This is a genomic window from Comamonas squillarum, assembly GCF_025309455.1.
GTDB lineage: Bacteria > Pseudomonadota > Gammaproteobacteria > Burkholderiales > Burkholderiaceae_C > Comamonas > Comamonas squillarum.
In genome coordinates this window covers 3,089,580-3,113,971 of sequence record NZ_CP104377.1, presented here as the reverse complement: position 1 = coordinate 3,113,971, position 24,392 = coordinate 3,089,580, and the positions used below count along the sequence as shown (strand labels likewise).

Below are 24,392 nucleotides of genomic sequence, written 5' to 3'. Positions count from 1 at the left end.
ATTGGATTTCGCCATGAAAGCATTGACCGCCAGCGCCCTGTTCGCTGCCATCGCCCTGACCGCCGGCTTTGCCCAGGCACAAAGCAAGCCTGTGACGACCAAGAGCGGCCTGGTGTTTGAAAGCATCAAGGACGGCACCGGCGCCAGCCCCAAGGCCAGCGACACCGTCAAGGTGCACTACAAAGGCACCTTCCCCGACAGCGGCAAGGAATTTGACAGCTCCTACAAGCGTGGTGAGCCGATTGAGTTCCCGCTGCAAGGCGTCATCCCCTGCTGGACCGAAGGCGTGCAGCTGATGAAGGTTGGCGGCAAGGCCAAGCTGACCTGCCCGGCCTCCATTGCCTATGGCGCCCGTGGCGCGGGCGGCGTGATCCCGCCCAACGCCACCCTGAACTTTGAAGTGGAACTGCTGGGCATCAAGGGCCAGTAAACGCCGCTACTCACAAGCTAAAAAGCCTCCGCGTCTTGCTGGCGCGGAGGCTTTTTATTTAGTCGCTTTTACTGTCAGTGGGCATCAATGCGTCCTTGTTGCGCAGCGCTTCCACCAAGGCCAAGGTGCCCGGGTAGTCCGGAATCAGCCGGAGCGCAGCATTTTTGAGCTGGCCTAAGCGATCACGACTCTTGAGCGTGCCTTGTGCATGCAGCGTTAGCGATGCATCGACCAACTGCTGCAACTCATCTGGGGTCGGCTTGGCAAGCAGAGTCAAAGCGGAATAGCGTTGAAACGCGCGTTTGGCGGCCATGCGCTGCACACGGCATTCGGGGCAATGCACGCAGTCGGCGTCTACGTAAAACTGCAACACTTCAAACCAGTGTCTTTGTTCGGCCGCAAAAAAGATGAAGGGACGTTTGCAGCTACGACAGGTTTTGCGCATGTCGACATAGCACTCGCGCGGGAAGATGCTGAAATTCTGCTTGCTGGTATCCGCCATCAGCACCGATTCTGGAAAAATCTCCTCGGATTTATAGGACCAATGGCACTGCAAAATGGCCTCTTCTGAGACGCCTTGCACATGCGATGGCATGGGTGCACTTCCATAGCGCGGGTGCGGTACAAAGTCAGTTGACTGGCTGTGCTTTTTCTTTTTCATGTGCCTCATGTGCGGATGCTGTCCGGCTTAGTGTCGCTCAATCCCCAGCCGCTTGGCCAGCCGCTGCAGGTTGGCGCGGTCCAGTTGCAGCTCGCGCGCGGCGGCCGCCCAGTTGCCGTTGTGGCGGGCCAGGCTGGCGCTGAGCAGCTGGCGCTCGTAGCGTTCCACCTGGGCGCGCAGGCCCAAGGTCTCGGCACTGGCTGTTAGCCCTTCGGCCACTTCGGCCATTTCGGACGCGGGAACAGGCGCGATAAGGCCCGTTGCCTGCTGGCCGGGCGGCAGCGGTGCGGCGGCGGCGCCGTCCCAGAGGTCCTCCTCGCCAATGCTCAGCATGCGCGGTTTGCTGCTGTCCTTGCGCTGGCCCAGGGTGCGGCTCAGCGCCTTGAGCACGGCGCGGCTGATGCAGTGCTCCAGCTCGCGCACATTGCCGGGCCAGGGGTAGCGCAGCAGGGCGGCCTGGGCGGCGGCATCCAAGCGCAGGCCGCCCAGTTGCAGGCGGGCGCGGTTCTCTTCCAGAAAGCAGCCGGCGAGGACCAGGGTGTCGCTGTCCCGCGCACGCAGCGGCGGCACCACGACCGGGTAGACGCAGAGGCGGTGGTAGAAATCGGCGCGCATACGGCCGGTCTGCACTTCGGCGGCCAGGTCGCGGTTGGTGGCGGCGATCACGCGCACATCGACCTGGTGCTCGCGGTCCGAGCCCAGGCGCTGCAGCTGGCCGCTTTGCAGCACGCGCAGCAGCTTGGCCTGCACCGACAGCGACAGCTCGCCGACCTCGTCGAGGAAAAGAGTTCCATGCTGGGCCTGCTCGAACTTGCCGCGCCGCTCGCTCAACGCGCCGGTGAAGGCGCCGCGCACATGGCCGAACAGCTCGCTCTCGACCAGGTTGTCGGGCAGGGCGGCGCAGTTGATGCTGACCAGCGGTTGTGCCGCGCGCAGCGACTGCGCATGCACGGCCTGGGCGACCAGCTCCTTGCCGGTGCCGGTCTCGCCGGTGATCAGAACGCACAGGTCGCTGGCGGCGACCAGCGCAATGCTGCTTTGCAGCTGGCGGATCGCAGGGCTGGTGCCCAGGATCTGGCGGCTGCGATCCGCACCCGGGCTGCGCGGCGCCGGCGCGCTGGCGCTGCGGGCAGCCTGGGACAGCTGCTGCACCCGCTCGGCCGTGGCCACGGTGGCGGCAGCCAGGTTGCTGAAGGCCTGCAGCAGTTCGAGCGCATTGCCATCGGCAAAACGGTCGGGCTCCAGCGCATCCAGGGTCAACAGGCCCCAGGCCAGGCCCCCGGTCTGCAGCACGCAGCCCATGCAGTCATGCACATGCAGCTCACCCGGGGTGGTGATCAGGCCGTCATAGGGGTCGGGCAGGGGGCTGTCGGGCGCAAAGCGCATGGCCTGGCCAGCGGCCAGCAGCTGGGCCAGGCGCGGGTGCTCGGCCACCTTGAAGCGCCGGCCCAGCGTATCGGGCACCAGGCCATCGATGGCCACGGGCTCGAGCCATTCGCCGTTGAGGCGCAGCAGCGCCACTGCATCGGCGGGCAGCAGGGTGCGCAGGGCCGCAAGCAGGCGGCGCAGGCGCTCGCGCTCGGGCAGCTCCTGGGCCAGATCGGCCACCAGCGGAATGACCGCGTTGAGGATTTTGGAGGATGTCAAAACGACTCGGGGTGTCAAAAACACAGCATTTAGGTGATGTCAGTATGACTGCATGCATTGTGCAAGGTATTGATATTCCACAAACCCGGTGTTGGCACGCTGCATGCATTGTCAAGACCAACCACATGCAAGGAGAGTTAGATGCTGAGCGATAGCCAAAAACAGATCATCCAGGCCACCGTCCCGCTGCTGGAGACCGGCGGCGAGGCGCTGACCACACACTTCTACCAGATGATGCTGAGCGAGTACCCCGAGGTGCGCCCGCTGTTCAACCAGGCCCACCAGCAAAGCGGTGCCCAGCCCCGTGCGCTGGCCCATAGCGTGCTGATGTATGCCAAGCATATCGACAAGCTGGAGAACCTGGGTGACCTGCCCGCGCAGATCATCAACAAGCATGTGGCGCTGCAGGTGCAGCCAGACCAGTACCAGATCGTTGGCAGCTGCCTGCTGCGCGCGATCCGCGAGGTGCTGGGCGCCGAGATCGCCACCGATGCGGTGATCGATGCCTGGGCCGCTGCCTACACCCAGCTGGCCGACATCCTGATCGCTGCCGAGGCCAAGGCCTATGACGACATTGCCCATACGGAAGGCGGCTGGCGCGGTGCGCGCACTTTCAAGCTGGTGCAAAAGGTGGCCGAGAGCGCCGAGATCAGCTCCTTCTACCTGGAGCCGGTCGATGGCCAGGCCGTGATCGCCCACCAGCCGGGCCAGTACATCGGCCTGCGCGCCATCGTGGGTGGGACCGAGCAGCGCCGCAACTACTCGCTGTCGGCTCCGAGCAATGGCCGCAGCTACCGCATCAGCGTCAAGCGCGAGCCCGGTGGCAAGGTCTCCAACTACCTGCATGACCTGCAAGTGGGCGACACCCTGGAGCTGTTTGCACCGGCCGGCCATTTCACCTTGCAGGCGAGCGAGCGCCCGCTGGTGCTGATCAGCGGCGGCGTGGGCATCACCCCCACCTTGCCGATGCTCGAAGCCGCGCTGCAGACCGAGCGTCCCATCACCTTTATCCACTGCGCCCGGGACAGCGCCGTGCATGCCTTCCGCCCGCAGATCGATGCGCTGGCCCAGGCGCACCGCCAGCTGCAGCCGCTCTATGTGTACGACAAGGTGGCCGAGGGCGAGGCGGTGGCTGCCCAGGGCCATCTGACCGAGGACCTGCTGGGCCAGTGGCTGCCCGCCTCGCGCGATGCCGATGTCTACTTTCTCGGCCCCAAGCCCTTTATGCGCTCGGTCAAGGCCTCGCTGCGCAAGCTCGGCGTGCCCGATGCCCAGGTGCGCTATGAGTTCTTTGGCCCGGCCGAGGCGCTGGCCTGATCGCAAGCTTCTGAAGCGCTGAGGCGCGCGGCATTGACCGCGCCACATGCAAAAACCCGAGCCATGCTTGCCTTGAGTGGCCAGCGTGGGTCGGGTTTTCGTTTTACCGGGCCGCATTCTATACAGCCCAGCGGGGGCGATCAGGCCAGGACTCAGTCCTTGTAATAGGCCTCGACCTTGCCCTTGAGCTTGATCAGCAGGGGCTTGCCCTTGCGGTCCACGGTCTTGCCGGCGGGCACCTTGACCCAGCCTTCGCTCACGCAGTATTCCTCGACGTCCACGCGCTCGGTGCCGTTGAAGCGGATGCCGATGTCATGGTTGAAGACTTCGCGCACAAAGTGCGGGCTCTTGGGGTCGATGGACAGGTGGTCGGGCAGTTCGGGGCGGGCAGTGGTATCGGTCATGGTTGGTGCAGAAGAGAACGCGGCCCTGGGCCGCACAGGCCGCCATTGTCCACACTTTGGCGGCACCTCGCATGGTGGAGGGAAACCCGCGGCCATGGCAGGCAAGCGGCAGGCAAACCGCGCAGTTGGCTGACTTGGCAAGCCCCGCTGCTTGCCGCTACAGTGGTCGCCATGCCTTTGCTACTGACCGACGAGCAGCAGCGTTTGCTGCGCCGCGCCAAGCTCACCCCCTTGCTGCTGCTGCTGCTGGTGGCCTTGCTGTTCATCGTGGCCAGCTGGTGCCTGGGCCAGCCGTTTGCGCAGTCACGCCACTGGCAGCTGGCGCTGCGCTGCCTGCGGGCGATGACCGAAGCGGGCATGGTTGGCGCGCTGGCCGACTGGTTTGCGGTGGCCGCGCTCTTCAAGCACATCCCGATACCGTGGATCTCGCGGCACACGGCCATCATTCCGCGCAACAAGGACCGCATTGGCGAGAACCTGGCCGTCTTTGTGCGCGAGCGTTTTCTCGATGGCGACTCGCTGGTGCAACTGGTGCGCACGCACCAGCCGGCCGACAAACTGGCGCAGTGGCTCAAGTCGCCGGCCAACGCCGAGCTGCTGGGCCACCAGGTGGCGCGCCTGGCCGCCGCTGCACTGGCCACCGTGCAGGATGCGCAGGTCGAGCGCTTTATCAAGCTGGCGCTGCGCACCTTGCTCGGCCAGATCGATCTGTCGCAGTCGCTGTCCAAGGTGCTGGCGGTGCTGACGCACAACGGCCGCCACCAGGTGCTGCTGGCGCAGGCGCTGGACAAGCTCGTCGAGCTGCTGCACGAGGCCGAAACCCGCGCCCTGATCGCGCAGACCATTGCGCATTGGCTCAAGACCGAGCATCCGCTCAAGGAAAAGATGCTGCCCACCGGCTGGCTCAGCGACAAGGGCTCGGCGATGATTGCCAGCAGCCTGGAGCACCTGCTCGACGCCATTGCCGACAACCCCAGCCATGTGCTGCGCGCCAAGTTTGACCAGACCATGCAGGAATGGGTGGAGCGGCTGGCCCAGGACCCTGCCTGGCATGCCAAGGGCGAGGAAGTGCGCCGCTACCTGCAGCACGACCCTGCCGTGGGCCAGTATGTGCAGGAGCTGTGGCAAAGCCTGCGCGCCAGCCTGCAGGCCGACCTGGCCAACGAGCATTCGGCGATGGCGCGCAATGTGCGCGGCATGGGTCTGTGGCTGGGCAAGTCGCTGGCGGGCGACGCGGCGCTGCGCACCGCGCTCAATACGCGCATGGAGCTGTGGGTGCGGGAGCTGGCGCCCGAGATTTCGCAGTTTTTCGGCACGCATATTGCCGACACCGTCAAGCGCTGGGATGCGCGCGAGCTGGGCGAGCTGATCGAGTGGAACATTGGCCGCGACCTGCAGTACATCCGCATCAATGGCACCTTGGTGGGCGGGCTGATCGGCTTTGCGCTGTTCTGGCTGGGCTGGCTGGTGAACCACCTGGGTGCGGGCTCCGTGTAGGTAAAACCGCAACAGTGGGCGGTGTCTATGCTTCACGCCAGCTTCACATTAGTCAACACTTCTTTATTGTTCTATATAATAAGAAGCATTCGCATTTGCTAAGCGTCAATCCACGTTCTTCGTTGCCCAGCCAGGTGGCGCCAGCCATCTCCATGCCGCACAGCCCGGCATGCACGCCAGGGCGGCCCAGGCTCAGCCCGTCCTGACCCTGCCGCGCCGCGACTGACCGCGCCAACCCCCCGCGAATAACCGCTGGCCCTGCGCCTGCGCCTTTGCCTGCTCGTTACGAGCGAGCAGGTAGCGCTGCCGCATGCCATACCTTGATCTGAACCGGAGTTTTTCCATGACCGCCCGCCCCCTTGCAGCCTGCGCTGCCCGCCATTCCTTGCTGTTGCACGCCAGCCCGTCGCCGCGCAGTGCCGTGCCCCATGCATGGCGCGCCACGGCGCTGGTGGCCGCTGCCCTGCTGGCTGCGGGCCCTGCGCTGGCGCAGACCGAGGCGGAGGCCGACAAGACCTTGTCGACCGTGGTGGTGACAGCCTCGGGCTTTGAGCAGGCGGTAGAAGATGCACCGGCCTCGATCACGGTGATTCCGCGCCAGGAGCTGGAGAAAAAGGCCTACCGCGATGTGACCGATGCGCTGCGCGATGTGCCCGGCGTGGTCATCACCGGCGGCGGCAGCTCCAGCGACATCAGCATCCGGGGCATGGCCTCGAACTACACAATGATCCTGGTGGATGGCAAGCCGCAAAACTCGCGCGAGACCCGCCCCAACAGCGATGGCGCCGGCATCGAGCAAGGCTGGTTGCCGCCGCTCAGCGCCATCGAGCGCATCGAGGTGGTGCGCGGCCCCATGTCCTCGCTTTACGGCTCGGATGCGATGGGCGGTGTGGTCAACATCATCACGCGCAAGGTGGCCAAAGCGTGGACCGGCACCCTGAGCGCCGAGACCACGCAGCAGGAGTCTTCATCGTCGGGTGATATCTACCAGAGCAACTTCTACCTGGCCGGCCCGATCCAGAGCGAGGTGCTGGGCCTGCAGATCTATGGCCAGAAATCGCGCAGGCTGGAGGACAGGTTTGTCGGCGGCTTCAACGAGCAAGACAGCAGCTCGGGCACCGCCAAGCTCACGCTCACGCCCAACAAGGACCACGACCTGGCGCTCGAAGTGGGCCGCACCCTGCAGGACCGCTATGCGACGGCCGGCAAGAGCGCGAGCCGCGCCTCCAGCTACTCGGACTATGCGCGCAACCACATCGCCCTCTCGCACACCGGGCGCTGGGGCTTTGGCACCTCGACCACCTACCTGCAGCACGAGGAGATCGACAACCCAGGCCGCCAGATGAACCTCAAGAACACCGAGTTCAACAGCCAGATCGTGGTGCCGATCGGCGAGCGCAACCTGACCACCTTGGGCCTGAGCTACAAGCATGAAAAGCTCGTGGACAACGGCAACCAGATGAAGGTCGACAACCCGATCAACACGCTCAAGCGCTACCAGTGGGCGCTGTTTGCCGAGAACGAATGGCGGGTGACCGATGCGATTGCGCTGACCACCGGCCTGCGCATGAACCATGACCAGAACTACGGCACCGATTGGACGCCGCGCGTCTATGGCGTCTGGCATGCAACGCCCGAGTGGAGCGTCAAGGGCGGTATCTCCACCGGCTTCAAATCGCCCAGCCTGCGCGCTGCGGTGGCCGATTGGGGCCAGATCACCGGCGGCGGTGGCGACCCGGCCATCATCCGAGGCAACCCCAACCTCAAGCCCGAGAAAAGCACCAGCCAGGAGCTGGGCGTGATCTGGGACAACCGCCGCGATTTCACCGGCAGCCTGACCCTGTTCAACACCGACTTCAAGGACAAGATCACCGAGGTGCGCAGCTGTGAGGACACCGAGGGCGGCGGCCGCGCCATCGTCACCGGCAACTGCACGGTGCTGGGCACGCCCTACAAGTTCATCAGCGACCGCACCAATGTCGACAAGGCCACCATGCGCGGCGTGGAAGCGACTGCCACCTGGAAGGCCAGCGAAGCGCTGCGCCTGGCGGCCAACTACACCTTCACCCGTTCGGAGCAAAAGAGCGGCCGCTTTGCCGGCCAGCCGCTCAACAAGATGCCCAAGCACATGCTCAACGCCACCCTGGACTGGCAGGGCACGGACAAGCTGGGCGTCTGGAGCCGCCTCAACTTCCGGGGCAAGAGCTCGGACTACCTGAGCCGCACCTCGATGGCCAAGGGCACGCCGTCCTTTACGTTCATGGACCTGGGCCTGAACTATGCCTACAGCAAGGATGTGCGTTTCAGCACCGGCATCTACAACCTGTTCGACAAGCGGGTCGATAGCGCCACCTATGACGCGGTCTATGACGGCCGCCGTTACTGGGCCAAGGTGATGGTGGGTTTCTAAGCTTGTAGCTTTTAAACCATAGCCAAGCGCTGGTGCCGCAGGATGGCGCCAGTGCTTGCAAACCCGCGCCATCCCTGGCTTTCACACAGCAGTCAGGCGGCGCGGCATGGTTGCGCCCGAAATAACTTTACAGTCGCGAAACTTCGCAAACCGTAACAATTCTTCATCAATCTCTATAATGAGAACTATTCGCATATAAACGTCTCGCGTCCCTCTTGCTGCCTATCGCGCGATAGCGCAGCCATGCCTTCCCGGGACGGCGCCCTGACAAGCGCCGTGACCGCAGACCTGCACAACAAGCGAAGCATCGCTGGCCCGCCGCCAGTGCCTGCGGGTGGTCTCCATCTGCAGGCGCCTGGGGCGAGCTGTTGTCTACCTGATTACCGATTATTCCCATGTCCTCCTCTGCCCCGTTGGCAGCGGGTCGCGCGCCAGCACGGCCTCTGCGTCTTGATTTCCACCCACTGCCATCGGCACCCCAGCGCCATGCACTGCGCGCCATCGCGGGCGTGGTGGCCGGCATGCTGGTCCATGGCGCAGCGGCCGCGCAGACGGCCGATGCCGAAGGGCAAGCTGCCAGCGACAAAACGCTGGGCACCGTGGTGGTGACCGCCGCTGGTTTTGAGCAGGAGGTGACCCAGGCGCCGGCCTCGATCACCGTGATTCCGCGCGAGAAGCTCGAGCAGGGCGCGTACAGCAACCTGCATGACGCGCTGCGCGATGTGCCCGGCGTCATCATGACGCCCTCGGACAACAACTCCAACGACATCAGCCTGCGCGGCATGGGTGCCAACTACACCTTGATCCTGGTCGATGGCAAGCGCATGAGCACGCGCGAGACGCAGACCAATGGCTCGACGGGGACCGACCAAAGCTGGGTGCCGCCGCTCGAAGCGATCGAGCGCATCGAGGTGGTGCGTGGGCCCATGTCCTCGCTCTACGGCTCGGACGCGATGGGCGGCGTGGTCAACATCATCACGCGCAAGGTCGCCAAAGAGTGGCATGGCTCGCTGCGTGCCGACGCCACCTTGCAGGAGCGCTCGGCATCGGGCAATGCCTACCAGAGCAACTTCTACCTCTCGGGCCCGATCAAGGACGAGCTGCTGGGCATCAGCCTCTACGGCAACTACAGCAAGCGCGACGAAGACCGCATCTACCAGGGCTACAACGACAGCGATACCAAGGCGCTCAACGCCCGCATTGCGCTCACGCCCAACAAGGACCACGACATCATTGCCGAAGTGGGTTCGGCCAGGCAGCACTTTATCTCCACGCCGGGCAAGACCTTGCTGGAGACCGGCGAGCTGTCGGACCGCAAGTTCGAGCGTGAGAATTACTCGCTGCAGCACAAGGGCCGCTGGGGCTGGGCCTCGTCCGATACCTATGTGCAGCATGAGAAGACACGCAATATCTCGCGCGAGATGACCATCAAGAACACGGTGGCCAACAGCAGCTGGGTGATTCCGGTGGGCGACGCGCACATCGTCAGCACCGGCTTGTACTACAACAAGCAGGACCTGACCGACACCACCACCAACACCTTGCCCGGCAGCAACCGCACCACCGCCGACCGCACCCAGTACGCCTGGTTTGCCGAAGACGAATGGCGCCTGCCCGAGGACTTTGCGCTGACCGGTGGGCTGCGCTATGACCACGACAGCAAGGGCGGCTCGCAATGGAGCCCGCGCCTGTATGGCGTGTGGAACCTGAGCCCGCGCTGGACTGTCAAGGGCGGCGTCTCGACCGGCTTCCGCGCCCCATCCTTGCGCCAGACCCTGGGCGACTGGGGCCAGGCCAGCCGAGGCGGCAATATCTATGGCAACCCGGATCTGAAGCCGGAGAAATCGCTGTCCAAGGAAGTGGGCGTGCTCTACAACGATGGCGCCGGCCTGTCGGCAGGCCTGACGGTATTTGACAACGACTTCCGCGACAAGATCACCCGCATTGCCTGCCCCGAGTGTGGGCCGCTGAATTCGTCCGGCAACACGCCCACCACCAATGTCAATATCGACAAGGCGGTGACGCGCGGCATCGAGGCAACGCTGACCATGCCGCTGGCGCGCAGCCTGGACCTGAACTCCAGCTACACCTTTACCCGCTCCGAGCAAAAGAGCGGCGAGTTCGCCGGCCAGCCGCTGTCGCAGCTGCCGCGCCACATGCTCAATGTTGCGCTCGACTGGAAGCCGTCGGACCGCTGGAACGGCTGGACCAAGCTGTCCTACCGGGGCAAGGAAAGCCAGCCCACTGGCGGCCGCTCGGCCCGCACCTGGGTCGCTGGCAGCTATGCGATGTTCGATGTGGGCGGCTCGTTCCACTACAACAAGAACACCACCTTCTTTGCCGGCATCTACAACCTGTTCGACAAGGACGTGTACTACGAAGACTACGCCACCGTGCAGGATGGGCGCCGTTACTGGGTCGGCATGAACCTGAAGTTCTAAACCACCGCGCGGCGCCCCGCATGCCTGCGGGCGCCGCCTCAACTTGATTGACATGCATTGGAGAAAGACATGACCCAGCCATTGACCACGGCCTGCTGGCGCGCCAGCGCCGGTGCTGCCCTCGCCACGTCGCTGTTTGCTGCCCCGGCAGCCTTTGCGCAAGCCCCCGCCCCCAAGGCCCCGGCAACGATCACCGTGCAACACGCCAAGGGCAGCACCGTGGTGCCCTTGGCGCCCAAGCGCGTGGTGGTCTACGACCTGGCATCGCTCGACACCATGCAGGCACTGAACCTGCCAGTGACCGCCTTGGCCAAGGCCAACTTCCCCAGCTATATGCAGGCCTATGCCGATGCGCGCTACCTGCCAGCGGGCACCTTGTTCGAGCCCGATTTTGATGCGCTCAGCCACATCCAGCCGGACCTGATCGTCGTTGCGGGCCGCAGCGCCGGCAAGTACGAGATCCTGAGCAAGATTGCGCCGACCGTGGACCTGAGCGTCAACAACCAGCAGCTGCTGGCCGATATGCAGCGCAATGTGACGACGCTCGCCTCGCTGTGGGGCAAAGAGGCCCAGGGCGAGCAGCTGATGCAGCGCGTACGCGCCGAGGTGGACAGCACCCGCGCGCTGGCCCAGCAGCAAGCGCCGGGCCTGTTGGTGCTGGCCATCAGCACCATGCTCAATGCCCAGCCTCCCGGCGCGCGCTTTGGCCTGCTGCACGATGTGCTGAGCGTCCAACCTGCCCTGCCCGCCGATGCCAGCAAGCCGCGCGGCGTGCCGATGAAGATGGAAGAGATCCGCCAGCTCAACCCCGCCTGGCTCTATGTGATCGACCGCAATGCCGGCACCGGCAGCACCACCGGGCGCGACGGCAAACCGGTCGTCGCCAGCACCGAGCTGTTCAACAACGACGCTATCCGCAACAGCGCTGCGGGCCAGCAGGGCCGGGTGGTGTTCCTGGATCCACAGGTCTGGTACCTGCTGGGTGTGGCCGGGCCGCAGGCGATGCTGCATACGACGGCGCAGCTGAAGGCCGTTTGGAGCCCACGCTGAGGTCTTGACGCGGGAAGACGCTTTCAGGGGGCGGCATGTTATGCCTCCCCTTTCTTGCGACGGGCGGTCAGGATGCGGTTGCCAGCGCAAACCCCTCATCCAGCCAACCGGTGATGCCGCCGGCCATGATCTTCACGGGCCTGCCCAGTTGCGCTAGGCGCAAGGCGCCCCGGGCCGCGCCATTGCAGTGCGGGCCGGCGCAATAGGTCACAAACAGCGTATCGGCGGGCCAGGCCGCCAGCTTGCTCGCAACGATCTTGCCGTGCGGCAGATGCAGGGCGCCAGGGACATGGCCTTGTGCATACAGTGCCGCGCTGCGCACATCGAGCAGCACAAAGTCGGGCTGGCCATGGCCTAGGGCATCGTGCACATCCCAGCAGTCGGTCTCGAACGTGAAGGACCGGGAAAAATGCGCCACGGCATCGGCACTGGCGGCAGCGGGAATCTGGCTGACATAGCGGCTCATGAAGTACTCCTGGTAAACATGCCAGCGATTTTGCGGATCGAACCTGTTGCCTACAATTGGCGCAGAAGACATAAAGGGAAGGATTTGCGCCAATGTCTGCACGCTTGCTGGGCCCGCTGGTCGTCGCACCGGTCTACAACGGTCTTTGCACCTTTGAGTTCTCGATGGTGGCCGAGGTGTTTGGCCTGGAGCGGCCCGAGATGGGTGAGGGCTGGTACCGTTTTGCGAGTGTGGCCGTTGAGCCGGGCCCGCTGCGGGCCCAGGGCGGTTTGCTGGTGCAGGCCAGTGCAGATATGGCCTTGCTGGAGCAGGCGGACCTGATCGTGGTGCCCGGCTGGCGCGGCATGGACGAGCCGGTCCCGCCCGCGCTTCAACAAGCCCTGCGGCGCGCGGCGCGGCGCGGGGCCACCCTGGCATCGATATGCTCGGGCGCGTTTGTGCTGGCCGCCGCCGGCTTGCTTGACGGGCGCCGTGCCGCCACCCATTGGCGCTACGCCCAGGCGCTGGCGCAACGCTACCCTGCCATCGACGTGGATGCCCAGGTGCTGTACGTGCAGGATGAGCGCATCTTTACCTCGGCGGGCAGTGCGGCGGGGCTCGACCTGATGCTGCATCTGGTGCGCTGCGATTTTGGCGTGCAGGCGGCCAACAGCGTGGCGCGGCGCCTGGTGGTTGCTGCGCACCGCAGCGGTGGGCAGGCGCAGTTCATCGAGCAGCCGCTGGTGGCCGATACATCGGGCAAGCTGGCGCAGCTGCTGGACCAGGTGCGCGCCGATCTGCGGCGGGACTGGACGGTGGCCGCGATGGCCGAGGTGCTGGCGATGAGCCGGCGCACCTTTTTGCGCCGTTTCACGGCAGGCACCGGCATGGCGCCCAGCGCCTGGTTGGCGCAGGCGCGGATGGAGGAAGTGCGGCGGCTGCTGGAGAGCACCAGCCTGCGTGTGGAGCAGATTGCCGACCAGGCAGGCTACCGCAGCGTGCAGGTGCTGCGCGACCAGTTCAAGCGCAGCCTGGGGGTGTCCCCCAGGGCATACCGCGCATCATTCACCGCGCCCTTGGGACCCTCTGCAAAACTCCCTGCCGTGGTCTGAACGCGGTCTCGGGCGATCCGCTGCGTTGTCTTCCTTGTCAATAGCTACGGCTATTGACTGCAAAAGACGCCTTGCGGCTCATCCCAATCCGCGTCCATCCCGCTTGGCGAGGGTTTTGCAGAGCATCCCTAGCGCCCAGACCCGCCGCTGTGGCGGCCGGGCTGCGGCACAGTCTCAGCGGCCTTGCAACTGCACCGCCTGGCTGGCGGCCAGCGCCGCGATGTCGTCGCTGCTGTAGCCCAGCTCCTGCAGCACCTCGGCGGTGTGCTCGCCATACTGCGGCGCGCCGCGCCGCGTGACGCCATTGCCGTGCGAGAACTTGATCGGCAGGCCCAGCGCCTGCACCTGGCCGGCGACGGGGTGGTCGACCTCGATCACCATGTCGCGCGCCAGCGTCTGCGGGTCTTCGAGCATGTCCTTGATCTTGCGCACCGGGCCTGCAGGCACACCGGCCTGCTCGAACTTCTCGACCCAGTAGTCGGTGGTGTTGCTGCGCATGGCCTCGGTGATGATCGAGATCAGCAGATCGCGGTGGGCCATGCGCTCGCGGTTGCTGGCAAAGCGCTCGTCTTCGAGCAGGTGCTCGAGCTGCAGCACGCGGGTCATGCCGACCCAGGTGGCCTGGCTCACCGCGCCGATGTTGATCCAGCCGTCCTGCGTCGGTATCGCCTGGTAGGGCGCGGCCACCGGGTGGGCCGAGCCCATGGGGCCGGCCGACTCACCGGTGGCAAAGGCCATGGCCACCTGCCAGTAGGTGTGGACCAGCGAGGCCTCGTACAGCGAGGTGTCGACATACTGGCCTTCGCCGGTGCGCAGCCGCTCGATGTAGGCGGCCAGCACGCCGGTCGAGGCCAGGATGCCGGCGGTCACGTCGCCAATCGGTACGCCGACCTTGACGGGCGGGCGGCCCGGGCCTTCGCCTGTCAGGCTCATGATGCCGGACATGCCCTGCGCAATCAGGTCATAGCCGGCGCGCTTGGCATAGGGCCCATTGAGGCCAAAGCCGGTGATCTTGCAGTAGATCAGGCCCGGGTTGCTCGCGCGCAGCACGTCGTAGCCCAGGCCGAGCTTTTCCATCGTGCCGGGGCGGAAGTTCTCGATCACCACATCGGCCTTGTCGATCAGGCGGCGCACCACCTGCAGGCCATCGGGGTGCTTGAGGTCGACCGCAATACCGCGCTTGTTGCGGTTGACCATCATGAAGGTGGCGGACTCGCCCTGGATCTCGGGCGGGATCGCGCGGCGGGTGTCGTCGCCGCCGGGCAGGCGCTCGACCTTGACCACCTCGGCGCCCATGTCGGCCAGCAGCAAGCCGCCAACGGGCCCTGCCATGACATTGGTGAGCTCAACAACAACGAGGCCCGACAGCGGGCCTTTGCGCGGGGTAGGGGAGGGCTGCATGAACGCTGTTACTTTCCTGTGAATACCGGCTTGCGCTTGTCCAAAAAGGCGCGGTAGCCTTCGATGAAATCCTGCGTGTCAAAGCAGGCGTAGCCCTCTTGCTGGTCGGCATCCGTCAATGGGGTGCCGCTTTGCAGCCGGGCGATGAATTTTTTGTGCCAGCGCGCCGACAGCGGCGCTAGATCACTGATGCGGGCGATGGTCTGGGCCAGCTCCTCGTCCCAGGCAGCTTGGGGCACCACGCGGGTCACCAGGCCTTTGCTGAGGGCCTCTTGGGCATCGAGCAGGCGGCCTTCGAGCAGCAGCTCCAGCGCCACCTGGGGGCCGGCGACATGCACCAGCGCCTCGAGCTCCGGGTAGGCGAGCACACCACCGAGGCGGCCGATGGGAATGCCAAAGCGGGCGTCGTCGCTGGCCAGGCGCAGATCGCAGCAGGCGGCCAGCTCCAGCCCGCCGCCGACGCAGGCGCCACGGATCGCGGCCAGGGTGGGAATGGGGCAGTGGCGCAGCAGGGCCATGGCCCGGTGCGCCTGCTGGGCAAACGCAATGCCCTTTTCCTTGGACGAGCGCAGCGATTCGAACTCGTCGATATCAGCGCCGCTGCCAAAGGCCTGGGTGCCTGCGCCGCGCAGCACGATGCAGCGCAGATCGCTGTCTTGCACCAGCGCGTCCAGTTGCTCGGCCAGGTGGACCCACATCTGGTGGCTGATGGCATTGCGTTTGGCCACGTTGTCGATCCACAAGGTGGCGACATGGCCTTCACGGTTTAAGCTGATCTGTCCGCTCATGGGCTGGCTTTATGAAAGAGGAGGATGGAAAAGGCGCGCCCGTTTGCGCGCCTCTGGGGTGAACGGTTGCGGAGGGGCTAAGACGGCCCAGCAAACCCAAGGTTTGCGGTTGAGACGAGGCGCGATGCCGCAGGCAGTACAAGGGTACGAAAAGGCATCGCAACGACGTATCAAGGCTCGTGTCAGCCCCTGTCAGAACGCGGGGACGATGGAGCCCTGGAACTCCTTGTCGATGAACTGGCGCACCTCGTCCGAATGGTAGGCCTTGACCAGGCGCGCCACCCAGGGCTTGTCCTTGTCAGCCTGGCGCACGGCAATCAGATTGGTATAGGGCGACTTGGCCGACTCGCGGGCAATGGCGTCCTTGGTGGGGTTGAGCTTGGCTGCAATCGCATAGCTGGTGTTGATGACGGCGGCATCGAGGTCATTGAGCGCATGCACCAGCTGGGCGGCATCGAGCTCGCGCAGGCGCAGCTTCTTGGGGTTGTCAACAACATCCAGCGGCGTGGCCTTGATGCCGGCCGAGGCGCGCAGCTTGATGAGGCCATGCTCTTGCAGCAGCAGCAGCGCGCGGCCGCCGTTGGTGGGGTCATTGGGCAGACCGATCTGCGCGCCGGCGGGCAGGTCGGCCAGCGATTTCACTTTCTTGGAGTACAGCGCAATGGGCAGCACCACGGTGTTGGCGGCTGCCACCAGCTTGTAGCCCCGGTCCTTGACCTGCTGGTCCAGATAGGGGTGGTGCTGGTAGGCATTGGCATCCAGATCGCCGGCGACCAGCGCGGCATTGGGCTGGATGAAGTCGCTGAACTCGATCACCTGGATGCTGAGACCCTCTTTGGCGGCCGCTTGTTTGACGGCCTCGGCAATCTGCGCATGGGGGCCCGCCGTCACGCCCAGCTTGAGGGGCTTGTCCTGCGCAAAGGCAGGCGCGGCAAAGGTGGCAGAAACCGCCAGCAGGGCGGCGAGGGTGAAATGGCGCTTGAGCATGGAGGGCAGTCAGAGACAGGTAGACGGGCCCACATGCTACGTTCGATCGCTCAGATTAAAAAATAATATTATCGAATAACCAAAGACGCCATTCGCTATATGGAGCTGGTCAGTCGTCTGTTGGGTCGCCAGGTTCGGGGGCTTGGTCGCCGCCCGATGCCAAGTGCTGGCCGATCTGCATCCAGGCCTGGGCCGCTTCGGCATCGCCGGCAAAGTGGTGGCAGCTGGCCGCAGCCATGGCGATGCGGGCATTGCGCGGATCCAGGTCAAAGGCCAGCTCGTTCTGGGCGGCGGCGTTTTGCCACATCACCGTGGCATTGGGCGAGCCTTCCTTGTGCAAGGCATGGGCCTCGGCCATCCAGGCCTGGGCCAGGCGCAGCGCGGCTTCGGGCTGGTTGCGGTCGGCCTGGTGGGCGCGGTAAAACGCCTGGCCCGCCTGCTGCCACAGCGCGCGGGCGGCAGCGAAATCGGTGGTGGCAATCTTTTGTGCCTCGGCAACGAACTGGTTGCCGGTGGCGAGGTGGTGGCTGTAGCTGTCTGCGGTCATGGGGCTGCGATGGTAGCAGCGATGGCAAGGGCTTGCAGGCGGCCCAGCACTTGCCACCGCGCGCGGTTTAGCTGTGCGAAATACGCGTTCCGAGCAAGGCCAGGAACTGCGCCAGCCACTGCGGGTGGGCAGGCCAGGCGGGGGCGCTCACCAGGTTGCCGTCGGTATGGGCCTGGTCCACGGCGATATCGGCATAGGTGCCGCCGGCCAGCACCACCTCGACTTTGCAGGCCGGATAGGCCGAGCAGGTTCGGCCTTGGAGCACACCAGCGCCGGCCAGCAGCTGCGCGCCGTGGCAGACGGCGGCGACGGGCTTGTTGGCCGTGAAGAAATGGCGCACGGCGGCCAGCACCGCTTCGTTGTTGCGCAGGTATTCGGGGCCGCGTCCACCGGGGATCACCAGCGCGTCGTAGTCCTCTGCCTTGACGTCGGCAAAGCTTGCGTTCAGCGTGAAGTTGTGGCCGGGCTTTTCGCTGTAGGTCTGCGCACCTTCAAAGTCATGGATCGCCGTCTTGATATGGTCACCGGCTTTCTTGTCCGGGCAGACCGCATGCACCTGGTGGCCGACGGCCAGCAAGGTCTGGAAGGGCACCATGGTTTCGTAGTCCTCGCAGTAGTCACCACAGATCATCAGGATTTTCTTGGCCGGCATAGGGTCTCCAAAGGTTGGGTTCAGGCGGGTCTGCCTGCGCCATTGTGGGCCGGGCGGGCCCGGATGCCAAGGGCGGCGCGCGCGGGCAAAAAAAACCCTGCTCGTGGAGCAGGGTGGCAAAAGATGGCTTGGAGCCATCGCATGCTGTGGCATTCATGGATACAGGCCACATCTTGGGCGCAGCGCAGGCGCTACGGGCTTCTCCTCTCGGAAAAATCAGAACTTGTAGGTGACGTAGAGGAACGGGATGATCGGGTCCAGCGTCAGGCGGGTCTGCGATACCGCCACCTTGTTGCCATTGACCGTCGTGGTCAGCTTGGCGTCGGTCTTCATCGGCACATAGGACACCGAGAAGGTGATGCCCCAGTTCTTGTCGATCGCGTAGTTGGCACCGATGTTGAAGACCGGCGCCCATTGGCTGTCGATCTTGGCCGTGGTCTTGGCAACCCCTGGAGGCGCGCCGATCACACTGCCCAGCGTGTTTTGCAGACCGCTGGTCAGCCGCACACTGCGGAACTGCGAGTAGGTGACACCCAGGCCCAGCGAGACGCGGAACTTGTCATCGGCATTGCCAAAGAAGTACTTGCCCAGCAAGGAAGGCGCATACAGGCGCGCATTGCCCAGCTCACCAATGGGCTCCAGGGTGCCGGCGCCGTTGAGCTTGAGGCGCGGCGGAATGCCCAGCACGCCTTCGACTGCCCAGTTGTCGGTCAGGAAGTAGTGCACGTTCAAGCCCAAGGTGGTGGCGCTCTTGAGATCGGCACCCGAGCCAGGGATCTGGCGCTCAAAGGGCTCGACAAAGGTCAGCGGCTTGCTCTTGTCCTGGGGCGAGTAATTGAGCGCTCCGGCCCCTAACACCCAGTCGCCTGCCTTTTGGGCATAAGCGCTGCTTGCGAGCAAGGCGGTGGCCGCCAGCCACATCCATTTCTTGGCTTGTCTCATTGCTTTGTCTCCTTGGGTTGCTGTTTGAACGATCGTCAAATCTGGCTTGTCTCGAAGACAGAGCATAGGAAGCCTGGCAGGCCATGTCGACAGGGTAAGCGCTGAATTTCAGCAAAAAAAGCACACTCGTTCTAATTTGTGCAGACTTGGGGAAAATGCAGATGGAAAAGGGCGGGAGTTTGTTGTAAAAGCAGGCCTTTCTTATGCAGGCGTCTGCGGATCAGCGGCACGAATTTTCCGGGCAGATGGAGGGGAAACCTCGACTGATCGGGATGCGCAACGTCCATGCACCGGCCCCAACATGTCATACCAACCAGCTGGATCAACGATCGGTTTCGCGCTCCACCTGCCTTGCAAAGTCCTGCACCGATCCCTCGTAGGGCTGGTTGTTGGCATCGAGCAGGATCTGGCGAATGGCAGGCGAGCGAAGGGCTTGTTCGATCAATGCATGCAGATGCACCACCACCTGGGAGGGCGTACCCGGTGGGGCGAAGAGCCCGAACAAGGAATCCAGATTCGCGGATGGATAACCTAGTTCCGCGAGGGTCGGCACCTCTGGGAGCACTGGCAGGCGACGCGGTGCGCCAACCGCCAAGGCCTTGAAGCGCCCGTCACGCAAGGCTGCGAGCTGGCTCGGTGCGACGTTGGTCGACAGCAGCTCGAAGTGGCCACCGAGCGCATCGGTCAATTGCTGCCCGCCGCCCTTGTACGGAATATGGCTGATGCGCACGCCCGCAAGCTGACTCACGCGTTGCAGCACGGTGTGCCCCGTCGTGCCTTCGCCTGTCGTTGCCCAGCGCAGCATGCCCGGGTGCTTGCGCGCCTCGTCGATCATGTCGGCGAACGCAGAGGGTGCGAGCGCGGAGGTGCCCACCAACAGCAGCGGCGTGCGCATGACACCCGCCACGGGCTGCACGGGCAATGGCGCTGCACCCCCTGGCGCTCGGGCACGCCGCGCGGCCGCGTGGCGCAGCAGGCCCAATGCGGCGGCGGCGGTAAAGACCAGCATCTGGCCATCGGGCGGACTGCGTTGCAAGAGCTCTAGCGCCAGCGTTCCACTGGCGCCAGACCGGTTCTCGACGATCACCTGCGCCTGGCGCTGATCGGCCATCTCCTTGGCCAGGGCGCGCGCCACCAGGTCGCTGACACCGCCGGGGGGATAGGCCACCAGCATCTTTAGCGCAGCGCCTGGCCTTTTCTGGGCGGCCAGTCCCTCCGTGGCCACGAGCGACGCGCCCATCCAGCCGCTCAGCAGCATGGCCCTGCGCGACCATCGTGGGGCGTTTGCCGGACTCAGCTTGGGCCATTCGGACATCGATTCACCGGCTTTTGGAGGCATGCCGCTTGGCCAGCTTCTTGGCCAAGGCGATCACCGTCCCCAGCGGGCCATCGCAATCATGCGCCCGGTACACCAAGGTCAACGGCGCCCAAAGATCGAGGGAGGGATCAAGCGAGCGATACACCACCGCATGGCGATGCGATCCTTTGATCGATGCCGGAACAATGGACAAGCCCACGCCTGCTGCCACCAGGTTCACATTGGTCATCATGCGCTCGACTTCGGCGGCCACTTCCACATGGACATGGCGTTGTGCACACAGCGCCAGCAGATTGGCATACAGGCCCGGTGCACCGGGCCTGCGCACCAGCACCAGTTTTTCGCCATCGAGCTCCTCCAGCATGACGGGCTGGGCGCTGTTGTGCGCCAACCGGTGGTCCACCGGGATGGCCAGCAGCGCTTCTTCCCGCAGCAGGGGCTCGAACGCCAATCCCTCCGGGTGTGCCACCGGCACACGCAAAAAGCCGCAATGCAGACGTTGGGCCGCGACCGCTTCGGTGATTTCAGCGGCGTTGTTTTCGCTGACGCTCAGCAAGATGTCGGGGTGCGACTTGCGGCAGGTGCGCAGCACTTCCGGGGTGAAGGCATGCGCCGCGGCCGAGCTGGTGAGGCCTATGCGCAGATGGCCCCGCTCACCGCGCGCATACGCCTCGATGCGCTGCTGCATGGCGCCAAAGTCGCCCAGCAGCCGCTCGGCTTCTGCGCGCAGCTCATGGCCCAGATCGGTGAGATCCACGCCTTTGGGATGGCGACGAAACAGCGCGCTGCCCAGCTCGTTTTCCAGCGCCAGAATCTGCTGCGACAACGGCGGCTGCTGGATGCCCAGGCGCTCTGCGGCACGCGTGATATGGCCGCATTCGGCCACCGCAAGAAAATACCGGAGATGACGCAGTTCCATATATTTGAAAAGTATGCAGTTGATATCTTAGAAATCTTTGAAATATTTCGCAAGCCGACCAAGAATAGGGAGGCCCTCGCCAACCAAGCGCTGGTCCGCCAGCCTTGCGGGGAGCCGCACCCATTAAAAAAACGCTTGATAGGAGACAAACCATGAAATCGCCTCTTCCCAAACTCGGCCTGCCCCTGCTGGCGCTGCTCGCGCTCAGCGGCTGCGGCGACGGCTCCCTGGTGCTGCAAGGGCCGTCCACCTCCAACGAGGCAGCGCCGGTGACGGCCACTTGCCCTGCCGATGTGCCCAGCGACGCGAAATGCCTGTCTGGCCGCGACTCCAAGGGCGCGTTCTACATGATTGCAGTGCCGGCAAAGTGGAATGGCATCCTGGTAATGCATGCGCATGGAGGCCCCGATCTGGCCGCCCCCGATCTGGACCGCTCCATGGAAGACCTGACCCGCTGGTCCATCATGGTGAAGTCAGGCTACGCATGGGCGGGCTCCTCCTACCGCCAGGGCGGAGTGGAAGTGCGCGCTGCCGCCGAAGACACGGAGCGTCTGCGCGGCATCTTCCGCAAGCATGTGGCGATCCCCAGCAAGACCATCTTGCATGGTCAGTCCTGGGGCGCTGGCGTGGCAGCCAAGGGCGCGGAGATGTTCACGCTAGAGACCGTCGGCGAGCGTCCCTACGATGGCGTTTTGCTGACCAGCGGCGTGCTGGGCGGGGGCACCCGTTCCTACGATTTCCGGCTTGATCTGCGCGTGGTCTACCAGTACCTGTGTGGTAACCATCCACGTCCCAGCGAACAGCCTTACGCACTCAACCTCGGCCTGCCCGCCAATGTCACGATGAAGCAGGCGGACGTGGCGCTGCGTGTCAACGAATGCCTGGCGCTCAACAAGCCCGCTGCCGAGCGCACACCCGAGCAGAAGGCCAAGATCCAGACCATCGTCCATGTGATCAAGATTCCCGAGAGCGCCATCCAGTCGCACATGAACTGGGCGACCATGCACTTCCAGGATATCTCCGCCAAGCGCACCGGCGGGGAGAGCCCGTTCGGCAATGAAGGCGCGGTCTACAGCGGCTCTACCGACGATGCGGCCCTCAACGCCGGCGTGCTGCGCTACAAAGCCAACCCTGCCGCCTACCAGACGTTCGCCACCGACACCGACCCGGTCGGCAAGATCCCTGTGCCGGTGCTGTCCACCAAATGGATCAGCGACCCGACCGCATTTGTAGAGCTCGATTCTCGTTTCCGCGAGGTGATGCAAGAAGGCGGCAGTGCTGCGCGTCTGGTGCAGACCTTCACGACAAACGGCACCCACAGCTTTATCAGCGATCCAACCTATCCCGCGCTGATGGACGCGCTGCTGCAGTGGGTGAACACCGGCACCAAGCCCACGCCTTCCGGTATCGCCAGTGCCTGCCTGGCCCTGGAAGCGACCTACGGCAAGGGTTGTAGCTTTGATGCGAGCTACACGTCGCCTGCACTGTCCACACGCGTCGCTCCACGCCAACGTCCGCAGTGATCGCTGCTCAGCCTGGCACCGGTGCAATAGCTGTGAATGGGGGCGGCTTCATGGGTGCGCCTACGCATGCCTAAGACGAATAAAACCGCAGACGCGGCTTGCGATCTTGCTGCAAAACTGGGCAGAGGCGGTCAAATCGGCAGTGAGTAAACTTCCGCGTTTTTGCGGAGGAGGGTCCCTCGGGACCCTTTATAAGACTGTCTGCCTTGGTCGGAACGAAAACTCGGGCGATCCGCAGCGTTGTGTTACTTGTCAATAGCAAAATAAAAAAGCTAACTCAAGTGAGTTGTATGCTTACATGTTCACAACTAAAAGAGTAGGGATTTCAAGAATTTTCGCTTCACCTAGATGCAAGTCATTGTTTCTCGAGAGTGCTAGCTCAAACCACGTGCGAATCGACAGTCTGGTTGTCAGGGCTACGTGGTGATGGTGCGATTCTTCTGAGCGCTTTTCCCTTTAACTACTCAAGATGGGTTCCAGCTTACGTCGCCGCTGGTCCTAGGAGGACTCTGGTAGGCCCCGGCATTGGCTTCAATTTCGCGATCTTTAGGCTCAAAAACGCAATTAAAAAGCTCCTCGACCTCACTCCAATTTTTCTTCGCCTGCCACATCGTCAAGAATGCACGACTCACATCGACAGCGCTCGGGCTAATCTGAGATGTGTGAAGGCCCAACGCTTTTGTCGTGTCCTCTTCGTCATGTAAGGCGCTGGATTGCTTTGCGTAGCTGTGAAACTGCTGTATCTGACCTGGTCTATCAAAACCAGTGGATCCACACTGTGCACCAGGCTCCTGTCCACGCACGGCATGCGCGTTGGAAAAGCTATCCTGAACCATGTGCAGCAAGACTCCGATTGCTACTTCATCCAGATTCTTGCGAACCTCGACAATGCCAGTTGCGAATAGATTCATGGTCGTTAAGTCACCAGGAAAGTATGTCGCCATCTTTGAGTTGCCCAAGTCTCTTATAAACACGCCCGTAGGCGTAGAACCAATCGCAACACCCCATAAAAATTCAGCCCAGGTTTTCATGCGGTCTACTGTCTCACCTGCCGTTTCACCGTCATATGCACCCATTGAGTGCATGAACTGGAGGTCACCGTAGTGTGATCGATACAGCATATAGTCACCGGGTCCGAATGCTGGCTCTTTGAGATGAGCTTTCCTTTTGGCTTGCGAACCTGCATCCGAGAACAAGCCCCACCAGCAAGTGGGTTGAGAGGTTGATCGCAAGGTGATACGAACATCACAACCTTTGATCCTTGGGGGGGATTTGGCGTTCAGCAGAAATGGCGGGTCATCTGGCCATCGAACTCCATAGAGAAGGATGCGATTCTCACGGACAGCTTCAATGGTTACGCATTCGTCTTCGTGCCCCATAGCTGAGCTGCAGCCAATGGCTGCCAGCGTAATGGATTCGTGCACCGGGGATTTCAGAATAGGAATGGCTGAACCAACAACCCAGTGTCCAAGATAATCCAGCACTGGATTTCGGCCAAGCGAGGATATCTTTCGATCTACATCACTGACTTTGGGGAGTACCTGAAAAGCGCTCACGTTTGAAAATGTCGCAACGGCCGCGCCAAGGATAAAAAATGTGCGCAAGTATTTGAAAATTTTGAGATTATTCATGCAAACTCACTGCTGTTTCTAATTTGAAGTCCATTCGCTTTCACACTATAGCTTGCGTAGCCTTCTTGCATATTTATGTGACTGAGTGCCCCAATCGGATTAGGTCTCGAATTTTTTTGCTGGCATTGCAATCGATAAATTAATTTAAATATCGATATGAAATGCTTGGATGTCATGGGTCTACCTTCAAACGTTGAAGTCAAGAGGGCAGAGATCAAATGAACTGCTTTCTCGTATTGATGCATGCTCATGATTCGCTGTGACCGCCAG

21 protein-coding genes are annotated in these 24,392 nt (G+C 63.4%); 8 read left to right on the top strand and 13 right to left on the bottom strand.

The window, feature by feature from the left end:
- Positions 1–13: 13 nt before the first annotated feature.
- Positions 14–430 carry an FKBP-type peptidyl-prolyl cis-trans isomerase gene (locus N4T19_RS14400; protein WP_116927672.1) on the top strand — a complete coding sequence of 139 codons (417 nt, stop codon included), beginning with the start codon at positions 14–16 and terminating at the stop codon, positions 428–430.
- A gap of 58 nt (positions 431–488) precedes the next feature.
- On the opposite strand, the gene N4T19_RS14395 is transcribed toward N4T19_RS14400, so the two are convergent.
- Positions 489–1,091, bottom strand: a complete 603-nt coding sequence (locus N4T19_RS14395) for a zinc-ribbon domain containing protein (protein ID WP_165841247.1) — start codon at positions 1,089–1,091, stop codon at positions 489–491.
- Positions 1,092–1,118: 27 nt separating this feature from the next.
- Positions 1,119–2,738: a nitric oxide reductase transcriptional regulator NorR gene (gene norR, locus N4T19_RS14390; protein WP_260718370.1), complete on the bottom strand. Its 1,620-nt coding sequence runs from the start codon at positions 2,736–2,738 to the stop codon at positions 1,119–1,121.
- 141 nt (positions 2,739–2,879) lie between these two features.
- On the opposite strand from norR, the gene hmpA reads away from it, so the two are divergent.
- Positions 2,880–4,055 (top strand): NO-inducible flavohemoprotein, encoded by a 1,176-nt coding sequence (gene hmpA, locus N4T19_RS14385; RefSeq protein ID WP_260718369.1) that lies wholly within the window; start codon positions 2,880–2,882, stop codon positions 4,053–4,055.
- A gap of 152 nt (positions 4,056–4,207) precedes the next feature.
- On the opposite strand, the gene N4T19_RS14380 is transcribed toward hmpA, so the two are convergent.
- Positions 4,208–4,459, bottom strand: coding sequence for a DUF3297 family protein (locus N4T19_RS14380; protein WP_133858265.1), 252 nt, complete (start codon positions 4,457–4,459; stop codon positions 4,208–4,210).
- 171 nt (positions 4,460–4,630) lie between these two features.
- On the opposite strand from N4T19_RS14380, the gene N4T19_RS14375 reads away from it, so the two are divergent.
- The 4 genes from N4T19_RS14375 to N4T19_RS14360 all read left to right on the top strand — a co-directional run bounded on the left by N4T19_RS14375 (position 4,631) and on the right by N4T19_RS14360 (position 11,857).
- Complete coding sequence (locus N4T19_RS14375; RefSeq protein WP_021025983.1) at positions 4,631–5,956, top strand: DUF445 domain-containing protein; 1,326 nt, start codon at positions 4,631–4,633, stop codon at positions 5,954–5,956.
- A 343-nt stretch (positions 5,957–6,299) separates the two neighbouring features.
- Positions 6,300–8,366: a ligand-gated channel protein gene (locus N4T19_RS14370; protein WP_260718365.1), complete on the top strand. Its 2,067-nt coding sequence runs from the start codon at positions 6,300–6,302 to the stop codon at positions 8,364–8,366.
- Positions 8,367–8,761: 395 nt separating this feature from the next.
- Positions 8,762–10,807 (top strand): ligand-gated channel protein, encoded by a 2,046-nt coding sequence (locus N4T19_RS14365; protein WP_260718364.1) that lies wholly within the window; start codon positions 8,762–8,764, stop codon positions 10,805–10,807.
- A 69-nt stretch (positions 10,808–10,876) separates the two neighbouring features.
- Entirely contained in the window at positions 10,877–11,857 is a 981-nt protein-coding gene (locus N4T19_RS14360; protein ID WP_182343908.1) for a siderophore ABC transporter substrate-binding protein, read from the top strand.
- Positions 11,858–11,924: 67 nt separating this feature from the next.
- Here N4T19_RS14360 and N4T19_RS14355 read toward each other — a convergent pair whose 3' ends face one another.
- Positions 11,925–12,323, bottom strand: a complete 399-nt coding sequence (locus N4T19_RS14355; protein WP_260718362.1) for a rhodanese-like domain-containing protein — start codon at positions 12,321–12,323, stop codon at positions 11,925–11,927.
- A 92-nt stretch (positions 12,324–12,415) separates the two neighbouring features.
- On the opposite strand from N4T19_RS14355, the gene ftrA reads away from it, so the two are divergent.
- On the top strand, positions 12,416–13,414 hold the full coding sequence (gene ftrA / locus N4T19_RS14350; protein WP_116927653.1) for a transcriptional regulator FtrA: 999 nt from the start codon (positions 12,416–12,418) through the stop codon (positions 13,412–13,414).
- 174 nt (positions 13,415–13,588) lie between these two features.
- Here ftrA and N4T19_RS14345 read toward each other — a convergent pair whose 3' ends face one another.
- The 8 genes from N4T19_RS14345 to N4T19_RS14310 form a co-directional block, all read right to left on the bottom strand.
- Positions 13,589–14,815, bottom strand: a complete 1,227-nt coding sequence (locus tag N4T19_RS14345; protein ID WP_260718361.1) for a CaiB/BaiF CoA transferase family protein — start codon at positions 14,813–14,815, stop codon at positions 13,589–13,591.
- Between the two features lie 8 nt (positions 14,816–14,823).
- Positions 14,824–15,603: an enoyl-CoA hydratase-related protein gene (locus N4T19_RS14340; RefSeq protein WP_260718359.1), complete on the bottom strand. Its 780-nt coding sequence runs from the start codon at positions 15,601–15,603 to the stop codon at positions 14,824–14,826.
- Positions 15,604–15,795: 192 nt separating this feature from the next.
- Positions 15,796–16,590 (bottom strand): MetQ/NlpA family ABC transporter substrate-binding protein, encoded by a 795-nt coding sequence (locus N4T19_RS14335; protein WP_116927650.1) that lies wholly within the window; start codon positions 16,588–16,590, stop codon positions 15,796–15,798.
- Positions 16,591–16,699: 109 nt separating this feature from the next.
- A complete protein-coding gene (locus N4T19_RS14330; protein ID WP_116927649.1) occupies positions 16,700–17,137 on the bottom strand; it encodes a hypothetical protein in 438 nt (145 codons plus the stop codon).
- A gap of 67 nt (positions 17,138–17,204) precedes the next feature.
- A complete protein-coding gene (locus N4T19_RS14325; protein ID WP_260718357.1) occupies positions 17,205–17,789 on the bottom strand; it encodes a DJ-1/PfpI family protein in 585 nt (194 codons plus the stop codon).
- A 216-nt stretch (positions 17,790–18,005) separates the two neighbouring features.
- The gene (locus N4T19_RS14320; protein WP_182343900.1) at positions 18,006–18,731 is read right to left on the bottom strand and encodes an OmpW/AlkL family protein; all 726 of its coding nucleotides are present in this window, start codon (positions 18,729–18,731) and stop codon (positions 18,006–18,008) included.
- Between the two features lie 322 nt (positions 18,732–19,053).
- Entirely contained in the window at positions 19,054–19,989 is a 936-nt protein-coding gene (locus N4T19_RS14315) for a tripartite tricarboxylate transporter substrate binding protein (protein ID WP_260718354.1), read from the bottom strand.
- A gap of 61 nt (positions 19,990–20,050) precedes the next feature.
- Complete coding sequence (locus tag N4T19_RS14310) at positions 20,051–20,968, bottom strand: LysR family transcriptional regulator (protein ID WP_260718353.1); 918 nt, start codon at positions 20,966–20,968, stop codon at positions 20,051–20,053.
- 152 nt (positions 20,969–21,120) lie between these two features.
- On the opposite strand from N4T19_RS14310, the gene N4T19_RS14305 reads away from it, so the two are divergent.
- A complete protein-coding gene (locus N4T19_RS14305) occupies positions 21,121–22,491 on the top strand; it encodes a hypothetical protein (RefSeq protein WP_116927644.1) in 1,371 nt (456 codons plus the stop codon).
- Positions 22,492–22,955: 464 nt separating this feature from the next.
- Here N4T19_RS14305 and N4T19_RS14300 read toward each other — a convergent pair whose 3' ends face one another.
- Positions 22,956–24,122, bottom strand: coding sequence for a hypothetical protein (locus N4T19_RS14300; protein ID WP_260718350.1), 1,167 nt, complete (start codon positions 24,120–24,122; stop codon positions 22,956–22,958).
- Positions 24,123–24,392 lie beyond the last annotated feature (270 nt).

Excerpts from the sequence above, each read along its gene's own strand:
- N4T19_RS14360 (WP_182343908.1), top strand. The coding sequence starts at position 10,877 with ATGACCCAGCCATTGACCACGGCCTGCTGGCGCGCCAGCGCCGGTGCT.
- N4T19_RS14355 (WP_260718362.1), bottom strand. The coding sequence starts at position 12,323 with ATGAGCCGCTATGTCAGCCAGATTCCCGCTGCCGCCAGTGCCGATGCC.
- N4T19_RS14395 (WP_165841247.1), bottom strand. The coding sequence starts at position 1,091 with ATGAAAAAGAAAAAGCACAGCCAGTCAACTGACTTTGTACCGCACCCG.
- N4T19_RS14330 (WP_116927649.1), bottom strand. The coding sequence starts at position 17,137 with ATGACCGCAGACAGCTACAGCCACCACCTCGCCACCGGCAACCAGTTC.
- N4T19_RS14320 (WP_182343900.1), bottom strand. The coding sequence starts at position 18,731 with ATGAGACAAGCCAAGAAATGGATGTGGCTGGCGGCCACCGCCTTGCTC.
- N4T19_RS14375 (WP_021025983.1), top strand. The coding sequence starts at position 4,631 with ATGCCTTTGCTACTGACCGACGAGCAGCAGCGTTTGCTGCGCCGCGCC.
- N4T19_RS14310 (WP_260718353.1), bottom strand. The coding sequence starts at position 20,968 with ATGGAACTGCGTCATCTCCGGTATTTTCTTGCGGTGGCCGAATGCGGC.
- N4T19_RS14340 (WP_260718359.1), bottom strand. The coding sequence starts at position 15,603 with ATGAGCGGACAGATCAGCTTAAACCGTGAAGGCCATGTCGCCACCTTG.
- N4T19_RS14325 (WP_260718357.1), bottom strand. The coding sequence starts at position 17,789 with ATGCCGGCCAAGAAAATCCTGATGATCTGTGGTGACTACTGCGAGGAC.
- N4T19_RS14365 (WP_260718364.1), top strand. The coding sequence starts at position 8,762 with ATGTCCTCCTCTGCCCCGTTGGCAGCGGGTCGCGCGCCAGCACGGCCT.
- ftrA (WP_116927653.1), top strand. The coding sequence starts at position 12,416 with ATGTCTGCACGCTTGCTGGGCCCGCTGGTCGTCGCACCGGTCTACAAC.
- hmpA (WP_260718369.1), top strand. The coding sequence starts at position 2,880 with ATGCTGAGCGATAGCCAAAAACAGATCATCCAGGCCACCGTCCCGCTG.
- N4T19_RS14380 (WP_133858265.1), bottom strand. The coding sequence starts at position 4,459 with ATGACCGATACCACTGCCCGCCCCGAACTGCCCGACCACCTGTCCATC.
- N4T19_RS14305 (WP_116927644.1), top strand. The coding sequence starts at position 21,121 with ATGAAATCGCCTCTTCCCAAACTCGGCCTGCCCCTGCTGGCGCTGCTC.
- N4T19_RS14345 (WP_260718361.1), bottom strand. The coding sequence starts at position 14,815 with ATGCAGCCCTCCCCTACCCCGCGCAAAGGCCCGCTGTCGGGCCTCGTT.
- N4T19_RS14335 (WP_116927650.1), bottom strand. The coding sequence starts at position 16,590 with ATGCTCAAGCGCCATTTCACCCTCGCCGCCCTGCTGGCGGTTTCTGCC.
- N4T19_RS14315 (WP_260718354.1), bottom strand. The coding sequence starts at position 19,989 with ATGCTGCTGAGCGGCTGGATGGGCGCGTCGCTCGTGGCCACGGAGGGA.
- N4T19_RS14370 (WP_260718365.1), top strand. The coding sequence starts at position 6,300 with ATGACCGCCCGCCCCCTTGCAGCCTGCGCTGCCCGCCATTCCTTGCTG.
- N4T19_RS14400 (WP_116927672.1), top strand. The coding sequence starts at position 14 with ATGAAAGCATTGACCGCCAGCGCCCTGTTCGCTGCCATCGCCCTGACC.
- N4T19_RS14300 (WP_260718350.1), bottom strand. The coding sequence starts at position 24,122 with ATGAATAATCTCAAAATTTTCAAATACTTGCGCACATTTTTTATCCTT.